This window comes from Cupriavidus sp. 01L415 (assembly GCF_056400065.1).
Genome location: NZ_JBFTSP010000033.1, coordinates 35,107 through 54,753 on the forward strand (window position 1 = coordinate 35,107; position 19,647 = coordinate 54,753).

General features: G+C 61.7%; 21 protein-coding genes. 11 read left to right on the forward strand and 10 right to left on the reverse strand.

What is annotated here, in order from left to right; all coding sequences use genetic code 11:
- Positions 1 to 74: 74 nt before the first annotated feature.
- Positions 75 to 452: a hypothetical protein gene (locus tag AC1DOX_RS27175; protein ID WP_441623228.1), complete on the forward strand. Its 378-nt coding sequence runs from the start codon at positions 75 to 77 to the stop codon at positions 450 to 452.
- 152 nt (positions 453 to 604) lie between these two features.
- Here AC1DOX_RS27175 and AC1DOX_RS27180 read toward each other — a convergent pair whose 3' ends face one another.
- A complete protein-coding gene (locus AC1DOX_RS27180; protein WP_092133592.1) occupies positions 605 to 1,561 on the reverse strand; it encodes a Bug family tripartite tricarboxylate transporter substrate binding protein in 957 nt (318 codons plus the stop codon).
- Between the two features lie 73 nt (positions 1,562 to 1,634).
- Positions 1,635 to 2,786 carry an L-talarate/galactarate dehydratase gene (locus AC1DOX_RS27185; protein WP_441623230.1) on the reverse strand — a complete coding sequence of 384 codons (1,152 nt, stop codon included), beginning with the start codon at positions 2,784 to 2,786 and terminating at the stop codon, positions 1,635 to 1,637.
- Between the two features lie 270 nt (positions 2,787 to 3,056).
- On the opposite strand from AC1DOX_RS27185, the gene AC1DOX_RS27190 reads away from it, so the two are divergent.
- The 7 genes from AC1DOX_RS27190 (at position 3,057) to AC1DOX_RS27220 (ending at position 7,491) form a co-directional block, all read left to right on the forward strand.
- Positions 3,057 to 4,052, forward strand: coding sequence for a LacI family DNA-binding transcriptional regulator (locus AC1DOX_RS27190; protein ID WP_092133588.1), 996 nt, complete (start codon positions 3,057 to 3,059; stop codon positions 4,050 to 4,052).
- Positions 4,053 to 4,334: 282 nt separating this feature from the next.
- Positions 4,335 to 4,589 carry an RNA-binding protein gene (locus AC1DOX_RS27195; RefSeq protein WP_441623233.1) on the forward strand — a complete coding sequence of 85 codons (255 nt, stop codon included), beginning with the start codon at positions 4,335 to 4,337 and terminating at the stop codon, positions 4,587 to 4,589.
- A 41-nt stretch (positions 4,590 to 4,630) separates the two neighbouring features.
- Positions 4,631 to 5,017, forward strand: coding sequence for a hypothetical protein (locus tag AC1DOX_RS27200; protein WP_441623235.1), 387 nt, complete (start codon positions 4,631 to 4,633; stop codon positions 5,015 to 5,017).
- A 66-nt stretch (positions 5,018 to 5,083) separates the two neighbouring features.
- Positions 5,084 to 5,929 (forward strand): polyphosphate kinase 2, encoded by an 846-nt coding sequence (gene ppk2, locus AC1DOX_RS27205; protein WP_441623237.1) that lies wholly within the window; start codon positions 5,084 to 5,086, stop codon positions 5,927 to 5,929.
- Positions 5,930 to 6,136: 207 nt separating this feature from the next.
- Positions 6,137 to 6,406 carry an MFS transporter gene (locus AC1DOX_RS27210; RefSeq protein ID WP_441623239.1) on the forward strand — a complete coding sequence of 90 codons (270 nt, stop codon included), beginning with the start codon at positions 6,137 to 6,139 and terminating at the stop codon, positions 6,404 to 6,406.
- A gap of 94 nt (positions 6,407 to 6,500) precedes the next feature.
- Positions 6,501 to 6,734 (forward strand): hypothetical protein, encoded by a 234-nt coding sequence (locus AC1DOX_RS27215; protein WP_441623241.1) that lies wholly within the window; start codon positions 6,501 to 6,503, stop codon positions 6,732 to 6,734.
- A gap of 187 nt (positions 6,735 to 6,921) precedes the next feature.
- Complete coding sequence (locus tag AC1DOX_RS27220; protein ID WP_441623243.1) at positions 6,922 to 7,491, forward strand: GNAT family N-acetyltransferase; 570 nt, start codon at positions 6,922 to 6,924, stop codon at positions 7,489 to 7,491.
- Positions 7,492 to 7,523: 32 nt separating this feature from the next.
- On the opposite strand, the gene AC1DOX_RS27225 is transcribed toward AC1DOX_RS27220, so the two are convergent.
- Entirely contained in the window at positions 7,524 to 9,287 is a 1,764-nt protein-coding gene (locus AC1DOX_RS27225) for a SulP family inorganic anion transporter (protein WP_477114073.1), read from the reverse strand.
- A gap of 513 nt (positions 9,288 to 9,800) precedes the next feature.
- On the opposite strand from AC1DOX_RS27225, the gene AC1DOX_RS27230 reads away from it, so the two are divergent.
- Positions 9,801 to 11,393, forward strand: coding sequence for an aspartate:alanine exchanger family transporter (locus AC1DOX_RS27230; RefSeq protein WP_441623247.1), 1,593 nt, complete (start codon positions 9,801 to 9,803; stop codon positions 11,391 to 11,393).
- A 60-nt stretch (positions 11,394 to 11,453) separates the two neighbouring features.
- On the forward strand, positions 11,454 to 12,446 hold the full coding sequence (locus AC1DOX_RS27235; RefSeq protein WP_441623249.1) for a 2-hydroxyacid dehydrogenase: 993 nt from the start codon (positions 11,454 to 11,456) through the stop codon (positions 12,444 to 12,446).
- Between the two features lie 891 nt (positions 12,447 to 13,337).
- On the opposite strand, the gene AC1DOX_RS27240 is transcribed toward AC1DOX_RS27235, so the two are convergent.
- The 7 genes from AC1DOX_RS27240 to AC1DOX_RS27270 form a co-directional block, all read right to left on the reverse strand.
- Positions 13,338 to 13,853 (reverse strand): hypothetical protein, encoded by a 516-nt coding sequence (locus AC1DOX_RS27240; protein ID WP_477101590.1) that lies wholly within the window; start codon positions 13,851 to 13,853, stop codon positions 13,338 to 13,340.
- Positions 13,854 to 13,997: 144 nt separating this feature from the next.
- Positions 13,998 to 15,113 carry a zonular occludens toxin domain-containing protein gene (locus tag AC1DOX_RS27245; protein ID WP_477101591.1) on the reverse strand — a complete coding sequence of 372 codons (1,116 nt, stop codon included), beginning with the start codon at positions 15,111 to 15,113 and terminating at the stop codon, positions 13,998 to 14,000.
- Complete coding sequence (locus tag AC1DOX_RS27250; RefSeq protein WP_477114074.1) at positions 15,110 to 15,385, reverse strand: DUF2523 family protein; 276 nt, start codon at positions 15,383 to 15,385, stop codon at positions 15,110 to 15,112. The genes AC1DOX_RS27245 and AC1DOX_RS27250 overlap by 4 nt, the downstream gene beginning before the upstream one ends.
- Positions 15,385 to 16,683, reverse strand: coding sequence for a virulence factor TspB C-terminal domain-related protein (locus tag AC1DOX_RS27255; RefSeq protein ID WP_477101593.1), 1,299 nt, complete (start codon positions 16,681 to 16,683; stop codon positions 15,385 to 15,387). The genes AC1DOX_RS27250 and AC1DOX_RS27255 overlap by 1 nt, the downstream gene beginning before the upstream one ends.
- Positions 16,684 to 17,092: 409 nt before the next feature.
- On the reverse strand, positions 17,093 to 17,425 hold the full coding sequence (locus tag AC1DOX_RS27260; RefSeq protein WP_477101594.1) for a major capsid protein: 333 nt from the start codon (positions 17,423 to 17,425) through the stop codon (positions 17,093 to 17,095).
- 135 nt (positions 17,426 to 17,560) lie between these two features.
- On the reverse strand, positions 17,561 to 18,553 hold the full coding sequence (locus tag AC1DOX_RS27265) for a phage/plasmid replication domain-containing protein (RefSeq protein ID WP_477101595.1): 993 nt from the start codon (positions 18,551 to 18,553) through the stop codon (positions 17,561 to 17,563).
- A gap of 172 nt (positions 18,554 to 18,725) precedes the next feature.
- Positions 18,726 to 19,016, reverse strand: a complete 291-nt coding sequence (locus AC1DOX_RS27270) for a single-stranded DNA-binding protein (protein ID WP_477101596.1) — start codon at positions 19,014 to 19,016, stop codon at positions 18,726 to 18,728.
- 133 nt (positions 19,017 to 19,149) lie between these two features.
- Here AC1DOX_RS27270 and AC1DOX_RS27275 point away from each other — a divergent pair, with 133 nt between their 5' ends.
- Positions 19,150 to 19,443, forward strand: coding sequence for a helix-turn-helix domain-containing protein (locus tag AC1DOX_RS27275; protein ID WP_477101597.1), 294 nt, complete (start codon positions 19,150 to 19,152; stop codon positions 19,441 to 19,443).
- The last annotated feature ends 204 nt before the right edge of the window (positions 19,444 to 19,647 follow it).

Here is a 19,647-nt window from a genome sequence, read left to right on the forward strand (position 1 = left end):
GGCCAACCCACGGCCAATCGACGGCGAACATACCGGCCGATCCTGGGCGGATATACGGGAAACCGGGAGGAACGATGACGCTCACAAAAATGCTGGCAGGCATCGCGGCTGCCATGCCGATGCTTGCCTGTGCGGCGCCCGCCAAGCCTGCCGCCACGCCGGCGACGCCGCCGGTAGTCTTCAGCCAGGAGCGATACGTGTCTTGCGGCGCCTACGCGGGCGTTGCCTTGCTGGCCGCCGCCGACATGCAGGCACGCGGCGTGTCGGCAAAGAGCGCGCTGGTTGCAAGCGGCAATCCCATCAGTCCGGGGTTGATCTCCCTGACGGAGTTCGCGGCGAGTGCGCAACAGGCGCGCGCCGCTGGCAGCAAGGAAGGCAGCGCGCATCTCGGCGTATTCCTCGCCGGGATTTGCTACTCCCGTAGCGACTTGCCGACGATTGCAGCGAAGTAGCAGGGGGGCGTCGCCCCCTGGCCACTCCTGTGAAACCTCAATCCTCAGCCGGGCACGATCGTGCTGGCCCGGCGCGTCATCGGCATACACAGGCTCGGACCCGAAAACGGAAAGACGTGTAGCGATTCACGCCGGCAGGCCGGCGTGGGGGTTCAGTCGGCCGTGATGTTTCCGACCTCGATGACCTTCTTCCAGCGCGCATACTCCGACGCCTGGAACGCCGTGAACTGCTCGGGTGTGCTGGCGACGATTTCAAAGCCGACGTCAAGCAGCTTGGGCTTCACCGACGGATCGTTGAGCGCGGCGACCACGGCCGTGTGCAGTTTCGCCTTAAGCTCCGGCGGCAATCCCTTCGGCGCGGCGATCGCCTGCCACGAATACACCGTCACGCCCTTGACGCCGGACTCTTCCATCGTCGGCACGTCCGACAGGATCGGCGAGCGCTTGGTGCTGGTGATCGCCAGCGCGCGCAGCTTGCCAGCGCGGATATGCGGCACGGCGGTGTTGATATTCATGAACGTGGCGTCCACCTGCCCGCCGATCAGGTCATTCATCGCGGGCGCGCCACCCTTGTATGGCACGTGGATGCCGGTGGTGCCGGTCTGCTGCCAGAACAGCGCGGCCGTGAGGTGATCGCTCGTGCCGTTGCCGGCGGAAGCAAACGTCATCTTGTTGGGGTTCGCCTTGGCGAAGGCGATGACGTCTTGCAGCGTCTTGTAGGGGGAATTGGCCGGCACCGCCAGCACATTCGGCGCCTGCACCGCGACGCTGATGTAGTCAAAGTCCTTCAGCGGATCGTAGCCGGGGCTCTTCACAAGATGCGGCCCGATAACGAACGGCCCCAGCGACGAGACAAATAGCGTGTAACCGTCGGCCGGCGCGCGTTTGGCCGTGGTGGCGCCGATCATGCCGGCTGCACCCGGACGGTTGTCGATGACGAAGCTGCCGCCAAACTGCGACTGGAACTTGGCGCTCAGGATCCGCGCGACGTTATCGGTCGATCCGCCGGCAGGGAAGGGAACGATCAGGGTAACGGGCTTTTCGGGCCACGCGGCCTGGGCGGCCGTCATCGCTGCGCCGAGCAGCAGGGATGCCATCAGCTTCTTCATCGGTTGTCTCCTGGTTTTTGTATGTGCCCGTGCGGGCGATGTTGTAAGTGAGATGCGGACCCTTGGCCCAGGTTTAAGGTTGCGTGCCGAACTCCGCGCGCTGCCGGGTCCAGGCCCGAGCCTGCTCACTGATCGTGACGCCCAGGCCGGGCAGGGTGGGCACCGTGATACGCCCGTTGCGGATCTCGAGACGCTCGTTGAACAGCGGCTCGAGCCAGTCGAAATGCTCAACCCACGGCTCACGCGGGTAGGCGGCAGCCAGGTGGACGTGTAGTTCCATCGCAAAGTGCGGGGCGATCATCAGGCCGGCATGGTCCGCGAGGGCGGCCACCTTGAGAAACGGTGTGATGCCGCCGACGCGCGGCGCATCGGGCATCAGGTAGTCGGCCGCGCGATGGCGAATCAAATCCCAGTGCTCGGCGGCGCTGGTCAGCATTTCCCCGGTGGCAATCGGCGTGTCGAACTGCGTCGCCAGGGCGGCGTGTCCCTCGTGGTCGTAGGCGTCGAGCGGCTCTTCGATCCAGACGAGGTTGAACGACTCGAAGGTGCGGCACATGCGCTGCGCGGTCGGGCGATCCCATTGCTGATTGGCATCCACCATCAGCGGTACCGCGTCCCCAAGATGTTCGCGCACGGCGGCGACGCGCTGGATGTCAATCGCGCGGTCCGGCTGGCCGACTTTCAGCTTGATGCCGCCGATGCCCCGTTCCACCGAGATCGCGGCGTTCACCAGCAACTGGTCCAGCGGGGTATGCAGGAATCCGCCCGAGGTGTTGTAGCAGCGTACGGAATCACGGTGCGCGCCGAGGAGCTTGGCCAGCGACAGGCCGGCACGCTTGGCCTTGAGATCCCAGAGCGCTACGTCGAAGGCGCCAATCGCCTGCGTCGACAGGCCGCTGCGTCCAACCGAGGCCCCGGCCCAGCAAAGCTTGTCCCACAGTCGCGCGATGTCATTCGGGTCCTCGCCAATCAGCGTGGGGGCGATCTCGCTGGCGTGCGCGAACTGGCCGGGGCCGCCGGCGCGCTTGGAATAGCTGAAGCCCAGGCCCTCATGGCCGTTCGCGGTGCGAATCTCCGCAAACAGGATCGCGACCTCGGTCATGGGCTTCTGGCGCCCCGTCAGGACTTTCGCGTCGCTGATCGGCGTGGCCAGCGGCAGGTAGCAGGAGGAGAGTCGAACCCACGCAATCGTGTCGGCGGCGGGCTGGGATGAGGATGTCGTCATGGTCGTTGCAATGCGTGTAGGCCAATCACCCCGACCCCTGCTGCCGACAGCGCTGTAAGTGACAACGTTGTCATATCGAGGCGAAAAGCGCTGATATAATCCGGTCCACCCCACACCCCGGGCTGTTTTGGCCGGAGGAGGGCTGTCATTTCACCGTGATGGCCCGGTCTGGACCTCGGTGGAATGGGTGAATGCTAACGTTGTCATTTTCGCTGGTCAACCGCTGCGGCGGCCTGCATCCCTAGAGATTTACCCTGATTCCGAACCCGCATGACTGATACCAATGCACCGAAATCCGTGACGCTGCATGACGTGGCGCGCGAGGCGGGCGTCTCGTTGATCACCGCGTCCCGCGCGATCAGCAACCCCGGGATGGTGTCCGAGAAGACTATCGCGCGCGTCCGCCTAGCGGTGGAGGCGACGGGCTACATTCCGAATCTCCTGGCCGGGGGACTGAAGTCGCGCAAGAGCCTGATGGTGGCCGCGCTCGTGCCGAATATCGCCGTCGCGCAGTTTCTGCCGACGGTCAAGGCGCTGACGGACGCGCTGGACGCCGCCGGCTATCAGTTGATCCTGGGGCAGACCGGCTATGACCACGCGCGCGAGGAGGCATTGCTTGGCACGATGATCAGCCGCCGTCCGGACGGCATCGTCGTCACGGGGCTGATCCATTCGCAGGTATCGCGCGACCGCCTGCGCCGGTCAGGCATTCCGGTGGTGGAAACCTGGGACCTGAGCGATCGACCCGTCGACATGGCGGTGGGCTTCTCGCATGTGAAAGTGGGTAGCGCCGTCGCAGGATTTTTCCTGGGTAAGGGATGGCGGCGGCTGGGGATTGCCACCGGCGACGATCAGCGTGCCTCGGTGCGTCGCGAGGGATTTCTCACGACGGTCGGCCATGACGTGCCGACGGCAGTGGTGCCGGCACCGAGCAGCCTGGCACTGGGGCGGCAGGCGCTGGCCGACCTGCTGGCAAAGGACCCGCATATCGAAGCGATCTTCTGCAGCTCCGACCAGCTTGCGCAGGGCGTCATGGTGGAAGCGCGCGCGCGGGGCCTGCGTATTCCCGAGGATCTTGCCATTTGCGGATTCGGCGATGCGGATTTTGCCGCGCATACGGATCCGTCCCTGACCACCGTGCAGGTTGACGGTGCGTCCATCGGCACGCTCGCGGCTCGGCTGTTGCTGGACAGGTGCCGTGGGGAAGCCATTGCGCAGCCGGTGATCGACGTGGGATTCCGAATCGTGGAGCGCGCGTCGACCTGATCGTTTTGCCGGAATGCGTCCGGCGACACGATGTTGCGGCTGGCGTTGCCGACGGGTTGGACTTTGGTCCAATTGTCATCACCTGCCCCGGGATACACCCTTGGAAGGAGCCCGCGCGTCCCGCAAGGTGGTGCCCATGCCTGCGGCATGACTGGCTCCCTGAAAAGTGCGGTCTAGGCCGCAGCCAAGGGTCTGATCCAGACTGTGGATCATCCAGCCCGAGAGGAACTGATGATCGCCAGGCACACGCGATCGCTGATTGACAGGTAGCGGAGATCAATCATGGCTTTGCTGATGCTCTCAAACATTGATCCCGGGGCCACGGACGAGGATATCCGGGAATTTCTCCTGAAGTATGGCCTGCCGGCATTCGACGAGATCGAGCGTGCGGAAGGCGATGGCACGCGGCCTGCCGCGACGCTGACCTTTCATGCGCTGGATCCGGATACCTTGCGGAAGCTGGCGCCGCGCATTCACGGCATGTTCTGGAAGGGCCATCAGATCAACGCGCTGGTGCTCGCGGAACGATTCAATTAGTGAAACGGGGAGGGCACCGGCAATATTCGTAGGAGTCGGCCATGTCATCCATCTGCATGAAACGCCTGGGATGCGCCACCGTGCTGGCCGCCCTGGCCTGGCCTGCGTTTGCATACTTCGATCACTTCCTGAACGGCACCATCATCGGCACCCTAAACAAGGAACAGTTCGCGGCACTGAAGCAAACGTTCAATTCCACGCTCTCCGATACCGAAGATGGCCGCAGCGTGCCCTTCAGCCTGCCGGCCAGTGCGGGCGGGAAGGCCACCGAGGGTACGTTCACGCCGTTGAAGACCAAGACCGACAAGGGCGACCGTTGCCGCAAGATTCGCAGCGATCTCAGGCAAACCGGGAAATCCGAGCGCTGGACAGGCTGGTACTGCCAGCAGAAGGAAGGAGACTGGCAGAAGAGGTTGATCAAGGACTGACTCGGCCAGTGGGACTACGCTACGCAATCCATTGCAGCGTGCTAGCGGCACCGTGGGAGAAAAATCATGGCAAAAGCCAAGAAGCGTGGCGCGGAAGCGGAATTGGTCGTGGAGTCCACTGGGCAGCCCGATGACGACCAGAAGCTGAGCAGGAAGTCATACGAAGAGGAACTCTCCCGCCTGCATGCGGAACTGGTGGCGCTTCAGGAATGGGTGATCGCAACCGGCTGCAAGATCTGCATCGTCTTCGAAGGGCGCGATGGCGCGGGCAAGGGCGGCGCCATCAAGGCCATCACCGAACGCGTGAGTCCGCGCGTCTTCCGGGTGGTTGCCTTGCCGGCGCCGACCAATCGCGAGAAGACGCAGATGTATGTGCAACGCTACCTGCCACACCTCCCCGCGGCCGGTGAAGTGGTCATCTTTGATCGCAGCTGGTACAACCGCGCCGGCGTGGAGCGGGTCATGGGGTTCTGCACGGAGGAGCAGGCCGAGTCCTTCCTGCATGCGGTGCCGCTGGTGGAGAGAGCCATCGTCGGGTCCGGCATCATCCTGATCAAATACTGGCTGGAAGTCAGCGCGGAAGAGCAGACGCGGCGCCTTGAATCCCGCATCAACGATGGCCGCAAGATCTGGAAGCTGACCGACATGGACCTGAAGTCTTACAGCCGCTGGTATGACTATTCGCGTGCCCGCGACGACATGTTCACCGCATCCGACACCGACTATGCGCCGTGGTCTGTGGTCAACTCGAACAACAAACGCCGAGCGCGCCTCAACATCATTCGCGATTTGCTGGACAGGATTCCCTACGAGCACATGCCTCGCAAGAAGGTGAAGCTACCGGAGCGGCAGAAGGCGGGCGGCTACCGGCAGCCGGACTATCCTTACCGGTACATCCCGGAACGCTACTGACGACAATCAGTCCGTCGATCCCAGGGTCGCATCCGGGCGACCCTGATCACTCATCCGTAAATTGGCACGTCGAGCGCGGCTCGCCGTGCATCCACTTCCAGCTCCCACGGTTGCGCCACCACCTGCACGTCGAAGCGTCGCGGCCGCAGGCTATGTACCCATTACTTCAGTATTGGCGAAATGGTTCGGCCTGAAAGTTCATGTTATATGGTGGCGACGCGTCTGGTCCCCGGATGGCTACCGCTCTATGCCACTGATTTCTATATCCAGCAGGAGGGGATGTCGAAAGAGTCGACCATCATTGCCGGCGGCTTCATGGCAACACTTTATGTCCTGGGTCGTGTATTCGGTACGCCGGTCGTCGGAAAGATCTCGGATCGGCTGCTCAAACGCAATATCCCGCGCATCGGCATAGGTTTGCTGATGATTGCAGCGCTGTTCTTCCTGCTCTCCGCATCCCCACGCCGTTCCTGTTGATGGTGCTGTCCTTTGTCAGTGGTGTCGCCATATCTTCCCATTGATCAGCGCATCGGCAGCGGAAATCTGGTCGGTTCGCTCGGCGGGTTTTACGATGGGCATTATCAACACCGTGGGACAATTTGCCGGAGCCATGGCCTTGTCTGTCAGCGGTTTTATGGCGCTGAAATTCTCAGTTTCTGGCGGGAGCTATGAATCGGAATTCCTGGGGATCTGGTATCAGGGCATTGCTACGAGTATTTTTGATGCGTTAGCCAGTGTATACGTGGTGATGCGAGAAAAGGGTCGGAGAAAAACAACCCTTGAATTAGGAGATCAGCCCGTGTGACAGGTTCGGATGCCTGGCAAGACGGTGAAGCCGCCGGAGCGGCCGAAGGCGGGTGGCTGCCGGCAGCCGGACTATCCTTACCGGTACATCCCGGAGCGGTGCTGACGACTGTCGTCCCCCGATCCCAGGATCGCATCCGAGCTGCCCTGACCGCTCGATGCCCCGTCGCTGCACAAGGGAGGCCCTCATGCCGAACGACCCATTTGCCGACGCCGACGCCTTGCCGGCCCGCGTGACTTTGCGCGATGGAAGGCAGGTCGTGCTGCGCAATATTCAGGCGGAGGACAAGGCCGCGCTGCAGGCGGCCTTCCATCGCCTTTCCGCGGATTCCCGATATACGCGTTTCATGGCGTCCATGCGCGATCTTCCGGAGGCGATGCTAGAGTCGGCGACGCATCCGGCGCCGGATCGTGCGTTCGCGCTGGTTGCGGTCACCGCGGATGCCGAGGCGGAGTGCATTGTCGGCAGCGCTCGCTACGCAGCGGCGGCTGGTAGCGATATCTGCGAGTTTGGCGTGACGGTCGGCGATGACTGGCACGGAATCGGGCTCGCGCGAAGCCTGTTGCAGGTGCTGATCGGTGCTGCCCGGGCGCGGGGGTATCGGACCATGGAGGGTTATGTGCTTGCCTCGAACAGCTCGATGCGGGGTCTGGCCCACAGGCTCGGTTTCGCCGACACGCAATGCCCCGACGACGCCACCTTGCGGGTGGTCACGTTGCATCTGATGGAGGAGGGCTCAGAAAGCAGCCTTCCGTAGCCTGTGCAATCCACGCGGCCGAGCCGGGTCTTTCAGACCGACTGCGGCCCGCTTTCCTTCGGAATGCCCTTGTCAGGGTTGCCCAGATATTCGTCGATCATGTCGGCCACGGAAACTCGGCGTTCGAAGTCGCCAACGAGCTTTTCCAGCTGATTGGCACGCAGCATGTCCCGTACGGTCGCGTGCGCGGCCACCACGCGCAGATCGATCTGATGGATCTTCAGATCCGCGTGCAGTGTCGCCAGCATGCGAGCGCCCGCAAGATCGACTATGGGCGCACTGGACAGATCGCAAATCACCAGTGCGATCGGCCTTCCAATGTCGCGGATTCGCTGCCAGACTGCGGCGCGCACGTGCTCGGTATTGAAGTAAAGTAGCGACGCCTCGACACGGAAAATCAGTACGCCGGGAACGGACTCATTGTCGGGGCTGCGCTCGAGGTCGGAGTAGAGGCGGGTGCCGGGGACCCGGCCGAGAAAGGCCACGTGCGGGTGGGCGGCGCGGCGAATGAGCAACAGCATCGAGACCAGCACCGCCACGATCACGCCCTTGAGAATGCCGAGCAGCAGTACGGCGACGAACGCCGCCATCGATACGACGAACTCGAAACGGCTTACGCGCCAAACGTGACGCAGTTCCGGGATGTTGATCAATCCCTTGACCGCAACCAGCACGATGGCCGCGAGAACCACGTTCGGCAGGTTGGCCAGCAAGCCAGTCAGGAACATCAGGCACAGACCGATTGTGATCGAAGCGAACACCAGCGCAAGCGGCGTCCTGGCGCCGGCCTTGTCATTCACCGAGGACTGGGACAGTCCGCCGGCGACGGGGTAGCCCTGAAAAAGACCTGCGGCCAGGTTTGCCGCCCCCAGCCCGAGGAATTCCTGACGCGGATCGACCTCATAGCCGTTCGCCTGCGCCAGCGCGCGCGCAGCGGAGACACTCTCGACATAAGACAGCAGCAGGCACGCGAACGCCAGGGCAACAACGCCATCCACGTCGCGCGCGCGCAGCCCGGGCATGTGGTACTCGGGCAGGCCTTGTGGCAATGCGCCGACCACGCTGAAGCCGGATTGACCCAGGGGCGTGACGGACATCACGACGATCGAGATCACGACCACGAACAGCGCAACCGGTCGCCCTGGCAGGAATTTTTCCCCAAGCAGAAGCACCACGAGCGCGGCAACGCCAAACGTGAATACGGCGAGGTTGGTATGCGGTATCTGGCCGATCAGTATGCCGACACGCTCGAAGAAGAATTCGCCGCCCCCCTTGACCCCGAACAGCTTGGGCAACTGCGTCAGGGCGATGGTCAGCGCCGCGCCGGCCTTGAAGCCTAGCAATATGGTTTCGCTGATGAAGTTGACGAGCGAGCTCAATCGCAGCAGCCACGCCAGCAGGCACATGCCGGCAACGAGCATCGCCGTCAGCGCCGCGATGGATGCCCATCGCGCGGGATCGCCGTCCGCCATGCCCGCCACCGTGGCGCCGACAAGCATCGATATCGCCGAGGTGGGGCCGATCGCAAGCTGGCGTGACGACCCGAACAGGGCGTAGAAAAGGCCACCAGCCAGATAGCAGTAGATGCCGCTTTGTGGTGGCAGGCCGGCGAGCAACGCGTAGGCGAGCGACACGGGAATGCCGTAGGCGGCCAGTGTCACTCCGGCCACGACGTCATACGCCAGCCACTGTGGCTGATAAGTGGCCAGCCATTGCGCGGGAGGAAAGATCGTACGCCAGCGCGACGGCTCCCCCTGGCTGGGGGCCTGGTCGGCGCTACCGTGTTCCTCGGTCATGGTCGCATCCTCCGTGAGTGCCGATCCAACCAGGGATCGGGTCCGGACGTAACAATCAGGGAGACGCGTTCACGTTGATGTTCGTTCGTATTGCCTCAGGGTAGGGCGGCTGGCAGGGCGGGGATATTGGACTTTGGTCCTGACCGCGGGCTGGCGCGTCGTCGTTGCGGGCGGGCAAGGCATATCCGGGCTTCACGATGCTCGCGCGTCATTTGACGCTCCGGGTATTTCGTCTACTCTCCTAGCAGAAGGAGCCAAGGGTAGGGCTCTCGGATCACCCCCTCACCAGATCGGCCAACGATTCCCGACTTTCCAGGCGTTCGGGAAAAGCGGAACTCCAGATACTCCCGTAGTTGGTCAGGAGACGCGTGATGGATGCGGGTGGGTCCGGAAGATGTAAGCCTTTCGAGCAAGGCTCATCCGATTGAGCAGGCCGGGCGGGCGCAATAACCTGGGTTGAGCCGGATGCGCGTCGATGTGCGCATCCTCCTTTCCTATCAGAAGGAGCCGGGTATGGATGCAGTCAAGGCGTTGCTCGAAGCCCAGCCGTTGTTCACGCTCTTCCTTACCGTTGCCCTCGGCTATATCGTCGGCGAACTCAGCATAAAGGGGGTCTCGCTCGGATCGGGAGCCGTATTGTTTGTCGGATTGGCGATCGGGGGATTCGCACCCAAGGCAGGGCCACCGGCACTGGTCGGGACGCTCGGCCTGCTGCTGTTTCTCTATGGCATTGGTATCCAGTACGGAGGCCAGTTTTTTGCAGGCCTGACCAGTGCCAAAGGGCTCAAGGCCAACGCCGCCGCAGCGCTGGGTGTCGTGGGTGCCGGCTTCGTTTCCCTGGCGCTAATCCCGCTATTCGGCGTCAAGCTCGATGAATCGCTAGGGATGTTTGCCGGTTCGGGAACCAGCACTGCGACCTTGCAGGCGATCATCGCGGCCATGCATGGAGACGGTGCCGCGGTTGGCTACAGCGTGGCCTATCCCTTCGGAGTTGCCGGTCCGATTCTCTTCCTCTATGTCCTTGGTGCAGTGCTCAACGCAAAGATCGAGGCCCCGCAGGAAAAGGCCATCGAGATGGCTGAAATCGGCCTGAGGAACCGCGACCTCATTGGGCTGCCGATGTCCGAACTGAAGGCGCGTCTGCCTGCGGGCGTGGCCATTGCCGCGCTGCGCCGCGAACACCATAACCAGTTGCCCGCCGACGACCTTATCCTGCAGGCAGACGATGTGCTGCTGGCTACCGCGACGGACCCCGCATTACTCCGGGAATCGGAGGCGCTGATCGGAGAGTTGCAACCGGGACGAATCAGCAGCCACCGGGAAGATCTCGACTATATCCGCGTATTCGCGTCGAGCCGTGCGGTGGTCGGGCTGGCGCTGGGAGATATCCGCTTTCCCGAGGGCGTTGAATGCTCGATTGTCCAGTTGCGCAGGGGCGATGCGGACATGCTGCCCGGCCCGGGGCAAATCCTCGAAGTTGGCGACCGCGTGGGTCTGCTGGTGAATCGCGCGCACGTAAAGGCGATGCGCAAACTTTTCGGCGATTCCATCAAGGGGACTGCCGAGTTGAGCTTTATATCGATTGGCATCGGCGCGGCCTTGGGGCTATTGGCCGGCATGATTCCGTTGCCAATTCCGGGAACCGGCAAGCTGACCCTTGGGCTGGCCGCGCTACTGCTAGTGGCGCTCTGTCTCGGCAAGATCCGCCGATCCGGGCCGTTCGTCTGGACCATGCCCCTGTCGGCCAACCTGGTCCTGCGCAATTTCGGCCTGACCATTTTCCTTGCGCAAGTCGGGATCGCCTCCGGGCCGAAGTTCTTTGCCACCATCAGCGTGACTGGCGCCTCGTTCCTGCTTTATGGCGTCGTCATCCTGCTGGCGCTGGTGCTGATTACTGCGTTGTGTTGCCTGTGGGTCTTCAAATTGCCGTTCGACACCACCGTGGGCGTTATTTCCGGCGCGACGGGAAATCCGGCGATCCTGGCATTCGCCAATCGTGTCGCCCCGACGGACCAGCCGGATCTCGGCTATGCAATGATTTTTCCTTCGATGACGATTGCAAAGATCCTGTTTGCGCAGATCGCCGTGGCATTAGCCGGCGGATAGCCGCGCCGGACGGCCAGGATATTCGGAAGAGCCATCCTCCATCTTTCCGGGAGACATGCCATGAAAATTGCCGTATTCAGCGCCAAGCCCTACGACCGCGAGTATCTCGATGCCGCCAACGTCGCAGAAGGGCATCAGCTCAGGTACTTCGATGACCTGCTGGATGCAGAAACGGTCGGCCTTGCCGCAGGCCATGACGCCGTCTGTATCTTCGTCAACGACAAGGCAGATGCCGCCGTTCTCGAAGCGCTCAAACGTGGCGGCACGAACCTGGTGGCGCTGCGCTGTACCGGATTCAACAACGTCGACCTGAAAGCCGCGGAGCGCCTTGGCACGAAGGTGGTACGCGTTGTCAATTACTCGCCCAACGCGGTTGCCGAGCATGCGGTTGCGTTGCTGCTGGCGGTCAATCGCAAGATTCATCGGGCCTATAACCGTACCCGCGACTTCAATTTTTCTCTCGACGGGCTGATGGGATTCGATTTCTGCGGCAAGACCGTCGCCGTGGTCGGCACCGGCAAGATCGGCCGTGTATTTGCCAGGATCATGGTCGGCTTCGGATGCGAAGTCATCGGCTACGACGCATTTCCGTCGCCAGAATTCGAGGCCCTGGGTGCTCGCTATGCGGTTCCCGGTGAGATCGGCACCAGCGCCGATATTATTTCGCTTCACTGTCCGCTGACGCCGCAGACGTATCACATCATCAATGCCGATTCGCTGGCGCGCGCAAAGCGCGGCGCATTGCTGGTCAACACCAGCCGAGGCGGCCTGGTCGATACAGAGGCGGCGATCGAGGCGCTGAAGAGCGGCCAGCTGGGCGGGCTGGCCCTCGACGTGTACGAGCAGGAGGCAGACCTGTTTTTCCGCGATCTTTCCGGCACCATCATTACTGACGAGGTGCTGCAGCGTCTGGTGTCTTTCCCCAACGTCATCGTGACCGGGCACCAGGCCTTTTTCACGCGGGAAGCCATGACGACGATCTGCCAGACGACGCTGCGAAACGTCAGCGAATTCGCGTCCGGCGAGCCGCTTACCAATGAGATCAAGGCCTGAGGTCGGGGCTGGTTTGGTCAGTGGGGTGGGAAGAGCGATTGCAAACCAGCGATGACGGAGTGTGGTGGTTCTACTTACGTCTTTCGTTTAACATAATAATCATTATGCGAGTCGAATCGAGTTTTAAGCAGTAGCAGAAAATGAGCAGTCAAGCCCCCCGGCGTCGGGGGTGGAAAGCGCAAAAGCCAGCCCATACCGTGCTGGCTTTTTTGTTGCCGGAGACGTCATGAAAAACCCGTCCAGGCACTGGGTCAGTCAATCCGAATTCGAACACTACACCAGCGGCCTACCACGAAAGCATCTAACACGTCTATTGCGCAGATGCGACAGAACTATCCGAGATTGGCAAACCGGGCGGCGCCCGATACCTGCATGGACACTCGATACAATCCGCGCTCACCTCTACGAGCGCGAGAAAGCTTGGCACCAGTTGTTTTCAGTTGGGGCGCTAGAATGCGGAAAACAATAAGGGGTCAGGAATGGGAATCTACGATAGGGACTGGTGGCGCGAGCACTACAACAAGCACCACGGGCGGAAGCAACCGCAGCCCGAGCAGGACACACAAACCGCATTCCAACACGTCCAGCATCTGCCACCAAAGCGCCCGCCTGACATGCCAGGCGTTGATTGGCACTGGACAGTAAAACTCCTCGCATTCTGCGGTTTCGCGACGGTTATGCTGCTTTTGGCCAAGCACATCGCACCGATATTTCGCTGAAAACCGGCTTGTAGAGGGGTGGCTGGCCTGCTGGCCACGAGCTCGAAGCGAAAGCACCTGGTGCTACCCGCTACTCGGCCCCGCCAGCCTCGCTGAGTCGCTCGACAACCGCAGCGAGGATAAGCAGGTCTGGGTTCATCGGCCCTTGACCTGGGCGCGGACACTCCTAACGCTAGGCGCCCTTTTTCGTTACTGCCTTGCGCGTAACGATTTTCTTGCCCTTCAACTTAGCCAGTTCCGCACGCAGCATCGCAATCGTGGCAAACGCGTCCTGATTCCCTTCGATCAAGTCCTGGCGATGCTGGCGGCTCTCAGCCAGAGCCAGCTCAAGCTCCGAGATCAGCTTGCCCTCGCCCGCCTCGTCGATACGATCCTTCATGGCACGCAGCGGGATCAGCTCGTCATTGAGCTCGTCAATCGTCTCGTGCGCCTCGGCCAGTTCGGCCTTGGTGGCGTCCAGTTCAGCGCGCAGCTCAGCCATATCGTCTTCGAGATCTGCGACATCCAGGAGCGCTTCCTCGTCGACAACAGGTCGATGCATCGGCGATACGCGTTCGGCGCGCCTACGAGCCCGGTAGGCGGCCTGGCGCTCGGAATTGCTCAACGCGTCAGCCTTGCGCGGACGGCCACGACCCCGCCTCACTTCCACGTCGAGCTCGCCCGTCACATTATCCGTTACGTCACGCATATTCATCTCCCGTCCAATACTTGTATTTTACGTTACGCGTAACGAATATTAAATTACCGTTACATTTCAGTCCGTAACGAAAATTCGAGAGTGACGTGAACATGCCGTAGCCCGTCGCCGCCGAAGGCGTCGCCGGGAACGGTATCAGGCACCGGACACAGAACGCAGGGTAACGCCCTGCGCGGCCCTTTGATCATCGGCAACGGGCGCGGCAAGGGCGTCAACTGGCGAAGCCACAGGATCGCGATACGGGTCGAATGGAGGACTCTTGAGCCAGTTGCGGCACTGCATCTCATCCAGGCCGGCATCGCGGCCCTGCTGGTTGTAGCACTTGCAGTGCGATGCAGTGCAAGCACCGCCAACCACTATCGGCATGGCTTTAACCTGCCGCAACTCAGCGTAGGCCGGCGCACTCTCAGGCCGACCCGACACCACGGGGACGAACGCAGCCAAGTACTCTCCGCCATCGTTCGTCCGAACGCTCGGCGGCGCAGCTGCTGCACCCTTCACCACAGGAACAGCCTCTGGCGATGAGGCCCCCAGCACCGATTGCAAGCCAGCCGCAGGAGCCGCCTCACCTGGTGTGGTCTTCTGCTGAATGCTGCTGTACATGCGCCAGCCGAGAAACAGCGCGAGCGCGATACACGCGATCAACATCATGAGCGTTGGCGGCACGGTGTACCGGCGCTTGATATGCAGGCTCGATGACTTGTAGAGCGGAAAGCTCTCTTTCGGCAGCACGTACTTCTTTTTGATCGGTGCACTGGCGAAGGTCTCCGGGTTGGAACACTCGGGCCATTCGTAGTACCACCGGCCCAGCAGGCCCACATCCCGCAGGTGGATATGCTGACCCACCAGCTTGCGGATATGCGCGTCCAGGAAGGTCGGATTCTGCGTCATGAGCAGAAACGTTACGCCGGTATGGCGCACGGTCTCGAAAGCCGCCACATGGTCCGGCACCTTCGCCCCAGTCGGGCGCACCCGGAAAATCCGCTGTGCCTCATCGAGGACGATCAGCGAGTTCTCCGGGAAGGTGAAATAGTCCAGTTCATTCTGGTCCGGGTCCTCCGGGTCGATCCGCTTTTCAGTCCACTCCTTCACCGGAGGCGTCGGAATATACGGCAGCTTCAGCTCGGGAATGCCCAACTGGAAGATAGGCCGGCCCTTGTCGGCGGCCTCTTTCATGAGCTTTACCGCCAGGGCAGTCTTGCCGCCCCCTGGTGTCGCAGTGATCAGCGTAATCGGTTGTGTTGCACTCATACGACCCGTCCCATCCGTTTGAGAACCAGCATCGAAACACGCGCGATGATGCCCCCGGCAATGATCGACATCGCCGTGAACAGCCCTCCACGCGCCAGGATCGCGGCATAGTCGCCAGCAACCTGCCCCATGTACCCCTTGGCAGCACCAAGGGCGCTCGATACGGCTGTATCGACGCCCACGAAGGTGATAAGTCCAATGCCAAGAGATATCAGCGCCTGACGCGCTAGAGGCCCGATTAGGGCCATCAAGAAGCCTGCAAGCCCGCCCATTAGTCACCCCTCCTACCGACCCCAAGTGCAATCAACACAGCAGCGACCCAGGCGAGGCCCAGAACGACAGGCCGGAACATGTCTGCTGCTTTGCAAACCGGCTGGTAGGAGAACACCGCAGTCTGTGCACCGCGTGTCCGCATGGGCACCACGATGTCGGCCGGGCAGGCCGCCGTATCCGCGCCCCACCCCGTGTCCGGCGTAATCGTGATCGTCTTTTCAGACTTCAGCAGATCAGGATCAGCAGGGATATCGCCCTTGTCCATGCAACCAACGCGGTTAGGGTTCGCCGCACAAGGGTCCTCGGGCTTGACGGTCCCGGTGGTATTGCCAGTGTTGGGATCCACCACGGGATTACCGGTGGCCGGATCCACCTTGGTCTTCACGATCTGCAACGTGGCCGTTTGCGGGTCGGTCGGATTGCCGGTGACATACGCATAGTCGCGATAGCTCTCGCCTGTGGTCGGATCCTTGTAGGTCGCCGACAGCGGGACCGTCTGCACCTGCGTGGAAACCTCAGGCACTGCCGGTAGCCATACCCTCCCCTCCTGCATCACGGCAGTCAGCACCGTGTCCGGCAGGTTGGTCGGCACCTTCGACCAATCCGAATCCCCTGCAGGCCCTGTCGGCAACGCAGGCACGTAGCCCGCCGGTATGCACTGACCATTGGACAACGTAGCACCCGGTGCACACCCCGCAGCCGGTAGCACCGCAGTACTACCCACATCCGAACCGTTCCTCAACCAATGACAAATCCGACTACCACCGTTTGGCGTGACGCTCCCCAGCACCACCCCAGTAGCGGCATAGTTATTCCCAACGGCAAAAGCACTGCAAGCATCTTCAGGCGTTCCCCCGTAATACGCCGGCGTGCTACCGGTCTGCCAGTACCCACCCGCAGCCGGATAAGGCTTGCCATTGGGCGCAACCTCCGGCGTCCCCCCGCTACACCAGCCGCTGTCCTGACACTTCTTGATGCCATAGGGAAGCAAGTAATCCGCGACCACCTGCACACCGAGCGAAATAGCGTTCCCACGAATCGCCGTCCGCGCCGCTAAGCCCGCCAGCTCGCCCAAGCGATACGAAACCGGGATAGAGGCAATAGCGCCGCTCACTGACACCGTAGAAGCGGCACCCACCGCACCGGCAGCAGCCGCACCATTCACGGTATAGGCCCCGGCGTTATAGGCCACGTTCACAGGCAAGCGCGCAGGCACCGTAGCAGCTTCCACGCGTCCCCACAGCAGCGCGCCAGCAAGCACCAGGACATACGCCACCAGCAACCGGCGAACCATCATTGCACCCTGAAAATGATTACTGCCGGCATCACCGGCAGCAGGAACCCGGCCCAGAGCCAGAATTCAGTAGCGAGCATCACAGCCCCCTTCGTACTTGCACGACAGCCCACGCAACGGCCATTGCAGCGACGACGCCCCACCCTACCGTCATGCCGTCTTTGAACGCCCCTGCAGGGTCACACGTGGGAAATGTCATCACCGGTACTGTGGCGTCAGAGAGCATCGCTACACCCCCACTCGCGTCCACTTGGTACCGCCTAAGCTTCCATGCCCCGGACACCTTCACAAACTCCGAGAGGTACGTGGTACCCCCCGGCGTCTGTGATGGGGCCGCTGCGCTGTAATACGCATCAGCAGCATCGTCCTGGCTGGCGTAACAACGCGCGCCTACCAGAGCCCCATCCATGTGTCACACACCGCGACGCATGTACTTGAACACCGCGATGCCCACGATCACCACCAGGACAGCACCGGCCACGGTAGCGCCGTCGGCCTTGGCGTCCGTCAGAGCGGTCGTAACTTCCGCCGGAACAGCAGCCATCGCCGACATCGAAGCAGTGGACAGAACAGCCAGAGCCGCGAGCTTTGCCTTCTTACCGAACTTGAACATCTTGACCCCCATAAGGTTAGGGTTGGAAAGACGAGGTGGATTGTTCAGGCCCACCCCGCATGAGAAATCGTTACGTAACGGAATTGCTGCGAGCGCTGCGGTAACGCCGGGCCGGCTCGCGAGCTCGCCCATCCCGTCGTCACCTGCGCGACCGAATTGCAGTGCGGTACTGCGCGTACAAACGCCGCGACCGCGTGCGGCGCACGAGCTCAAGCGCAGCGCGCTCAGAGAAGGCAGACATCACCAGGAGCGAGACCACGCGCCACATCACGCAGCCCTCCCCCAATACCAATCCGGAGCGCTAACCGGCAGCATCTCGATCACCTTCGGAATGACATGCAAAGTCGCAGTCTTGCGCTGGCTGCTGATATCGATCCCGCATTCGAGAAGCACTTTGCGATGGCGAAAATAGGTCGCACGACTCATGTCCTCGCGGACGTCAACACCCTTTAGCCAGGCAGCAGCGACGAGGCGGCTTTTCTGCGGCACCGCTTCGAGCAGCTCGAGGTCAGGGTTAGCGGTAGCCTGGAAGAGAGGCGCGGTTTTCTCGCGGAAAATGCTGACGATGCGGTCCATGGTGATAGCTCCGAGATGCTTGAGATGAAGGTCATTGAGTGCGCGCCGCCGCAACTTCATTTCGATGCGGACGATGCCGTAGTCACGGCAGTACTCATACAGCTGTGGGGACCGCTGTGCCGTGCCGTGGTCCGCCATTTCTTTGGCCTTGTTGTAGGCCATGATCGACTGGCGGCTATTGCCGAACCAAGCCGACTCACCCCCGTAAGCACCGGACTTCATCCGGCTGAACGACCGATCCGCGATCCAGTCGACAAAGGCTTTGGCCTTGTCCTCTGAGAACGTCGCCCGGTTCTCTGTCACGTGAAGCTCCGAAAGCTTCGCCCCCGTCCACTCGGATTTCCCGTCACGCATCATGAAACTGCCCTTCGTGAAGGGCGGCAGGCCGAAGGTCTTGAGAATCCAATTCGCCTTCTTGATGGTCTGATCGAAGTCCAGGTTGAACACGTTGTCAGGGCGGTTAAAGCGCCCCACGTTGCCCGAGAGCCTGACCCGGCTGCCGTCACACTTCACGATGACCGTGCTGTCGTATGACCCCTTGTGCTGGTAGTGCTGGAAGGACCGGAATTCGAATGCCGCATCCTCATCGAACCTGTCGAAGAAGCCGCCAGCGACGATCGGAAGACCCCCGGCCATGTGGTCTTGGGAGATGTCGATCCAATCAATGAAAACAGAAGGCTGCATGCTCCCCTCACGAATGCCCGTGCACATGAAAAAAGTGGTGATTCAGGTGTCAGTCTCAAATTGAGACTGATCGGCGGGTGTTACTGATTCCCGCCGATCCGAGGTGCCTCGGGCGGCCCGGTGCTCCCCTGGGAGACGGGACCGACGAGCTGGGGAAGGAAGGCGGCGCGCATCAGGCAGCGGCCTTCACGTTGGCCGCGACAGGGGTCAGCCGCGGGGAAACGGTCAACTTGCCATATTTGTCGGCCCAGAAGCTGGCCGGCGAGAGCGTGTAGACACCAGCGGCGTAGGGAGCCTGCCCCTCATCAATGCGGACCTCAATGCGGGTCGGGTGGCGGTTCGGCTGGCCGGCCTGGTCACAGAGGAAGGCCCAGCCCTGTTGGGCGCGAATCTTCCATTCGCGGCCATTGCTGATGCCGCCACGCTGCTTGACTTCTGTGCTCTCGATTTCGATGCGGATCATGGTTCAACCCCTCTTTGGTCGTAAACCGGTTATTCTTCGGTCCATAGCCAGGCGGTCTAAGACCAACTGGTATAGCGCGAGGCTAAACCAAGCGGTATAACCAGCACAATGCCCAACTAAAGTGGGGTAATAGATGAGCTACCGAGAACTGATCGAAAGGGCGCTACACGGTCGTAGCGTCAACCAGGCGGCGAGAGACATGGGAATGCAGCAGGTCACGCTGAATCGCTACGTGCGAGGCGACCGACTGCCGGAATATGCCCAGGCACTCGTCCTAGCGAAAGAAGCAGGCGTTGACCCCCGCGACGCTCTGATGACCCTGGCGGCGGAGGACGCAAAGCGCAAGGGATTGGAAATTTTTTCCAAGGGTTTTAAGTTGCTGCTGTCACTCGTCAAGCCGCGCCGGGACTGGGTTCCAGCGTGCTGACAGCAGCCTAAAGCTTGATTCGACTTTCTAATCATTATGCGGACATTGTTGTGTTGGCCATTATTAGTAATGTCACCTTTGCGATGATTAGAGATGTCACCTGAGGCTGTCTCCCCGTAGGCTCCGAGTTTCGCCGGGCGCTACGGGAGGCAGCGATGCACGGACAGGGATTGGTGACCATGAGCATGCGCGAAGTTGACCGCA

Coding starts and splice junctions, on each gene's coding strand:
- AC1DOX_RS27175 (WP_441623228.1), top strand. CDS start 75: ATGACGCTCACAAAAATGCTGGCAGGCATCGCGGCTGCCATGCCGATG.
- AC1DOX_RS27180 (WP_092133592.1), bottom strand. CDS start 1,561: ATGAAGAAGCTGATGGCATCCCTGCTGCTCGGCGCAGCGATGACGGCC.
- AC1DOX_RS27185 (WP_441623230.1), bottom strand. CDS start 2,786: ATGACGACATCCTCATCCCAGCCCGCCGCCGACACGATTGCGTGGGTT.
- AC1DOX_RS27190 (WP_092133588.1), top strand. CDS start 3,057: ATGACTGATACCAATGCACCGAAATCCGTGACGCTGCATGACGTGGCG.
- AC1DOX_RS27195 (WP_441623233.1), top strand. CDS start 4,335: ATGGCTTTGCTGATGCTCTCAAACATTGATCCCGGGGCCACGGACGAG.
- AC1DOX_RS27200 (WP_441623235.1), top strand. CDS start 4,631: ATGTCATCCATCTGCATGAAACGCCTGGGATGCGCCACCGTGCTGGCC.
- ppk2 (WP_441623237.1), top strand. CDS start 5,084: ATGGCAAAAGCCAAGAAGCGTGGCGCGGAAGCGGAATTGGTCGTGGAG.
- AC1DOX_RS27210 (WP_441623239.1), top strand. CDS start 6,137: ATGGTGGCGACGCGTCTGGTCCCCGGATGGCTACCGCTCTATGCCACT.
- AC1DOX_RS27215 (WP_441623241.1), top strand. CDS start 6,501: ATGGGCATTATCAACACCGTGGGACAATTTGCCGGAGCCATGGCCTTG.
- AC1DOX_RS27220 (WP_441623243.1), top strand. CDS start 6,922: ATGCCGAACGACCCATTTGCCGACGCCGACGCCTTGCCGGCCCGCGTG.
- AC1DOX_RS27225 (WP_477114073.1), bottom strand. CDS start 9,287: ATGACCGAGGAACACGGTAGCGCCGACCAGGCCCCCAGCCAGGGGGAG.
- AC1DOX_RS27230 (WP_441623247.1), top strand. CDS start 9,801: ATGGATGCAGTCAAGGCGTTGCTCGAAGCCCAGCCGTTGTTCACGCTC.
- AC1DOX_RS27235 (WP_441623249.1), top strand. CDS start 11,454: ATGAAAATTGCCGTATTCAGCGCCAAGCCCTACGACCGCGAGTATCTC.
- AC1DOX_RS27240 (WP_477101590.1), bottom strand. CDS start 13,853: ATGCGTGACGTAACGGATAATGTGACGGGCGAGCTCGACGTGGAAGTG.
- AC1DOX_RS27245 (WP_477101591.1), bottom strand. CDS start 15,113: ATGAGTGCAACACAACCGATTACGCTGATCACTGCGACACCAGGGGGC.
- AC1DOX_RS27250 (WP_477114074.1), bottom strand. CDS start 15,385: ATGGGCGGGCTTGCAGGCTTCTTGATGGCCCTAATCGGGCCTCTAGCG.
- AC1DOX_RS27255 (WP_477101593.1), bottom strand. CDS start 16,683: ATGATGGTTCGCCGGTTGCTGGTGGCGTATGTCCTGGTGCTTGCTGGC.
- AC1DOX_RS27260 (WP_477101594.1), bottom strand. CDS start 17,425: ATGGGCGAGCTCGCGAGCCGGCCCGGCGTTACCGCAGCGCTCGCAGCA.
- AC1DOX_RS27265 (WP_477101595.1), bottom strand. CDS start 18,553: ATGCAGCCTTCTGTTTTCATTGATTGGATCGACATCTCCCAAGACCAC.
- AC1DOX_RS27270 (WP_477101596.1), bottom strand. CDS start 19,016: ATGATCCGCATCGAAATCGAGAGCACAGAAGTCAAGCAGCGTGGCGGC.
- AC1DOX_RS27275 (WP_477101597.1), top strand. CDS start 19,150: ATGAGCTACCGAGAACTGATCGAAAGGGCGCTACACGGTCGTAGCGTC.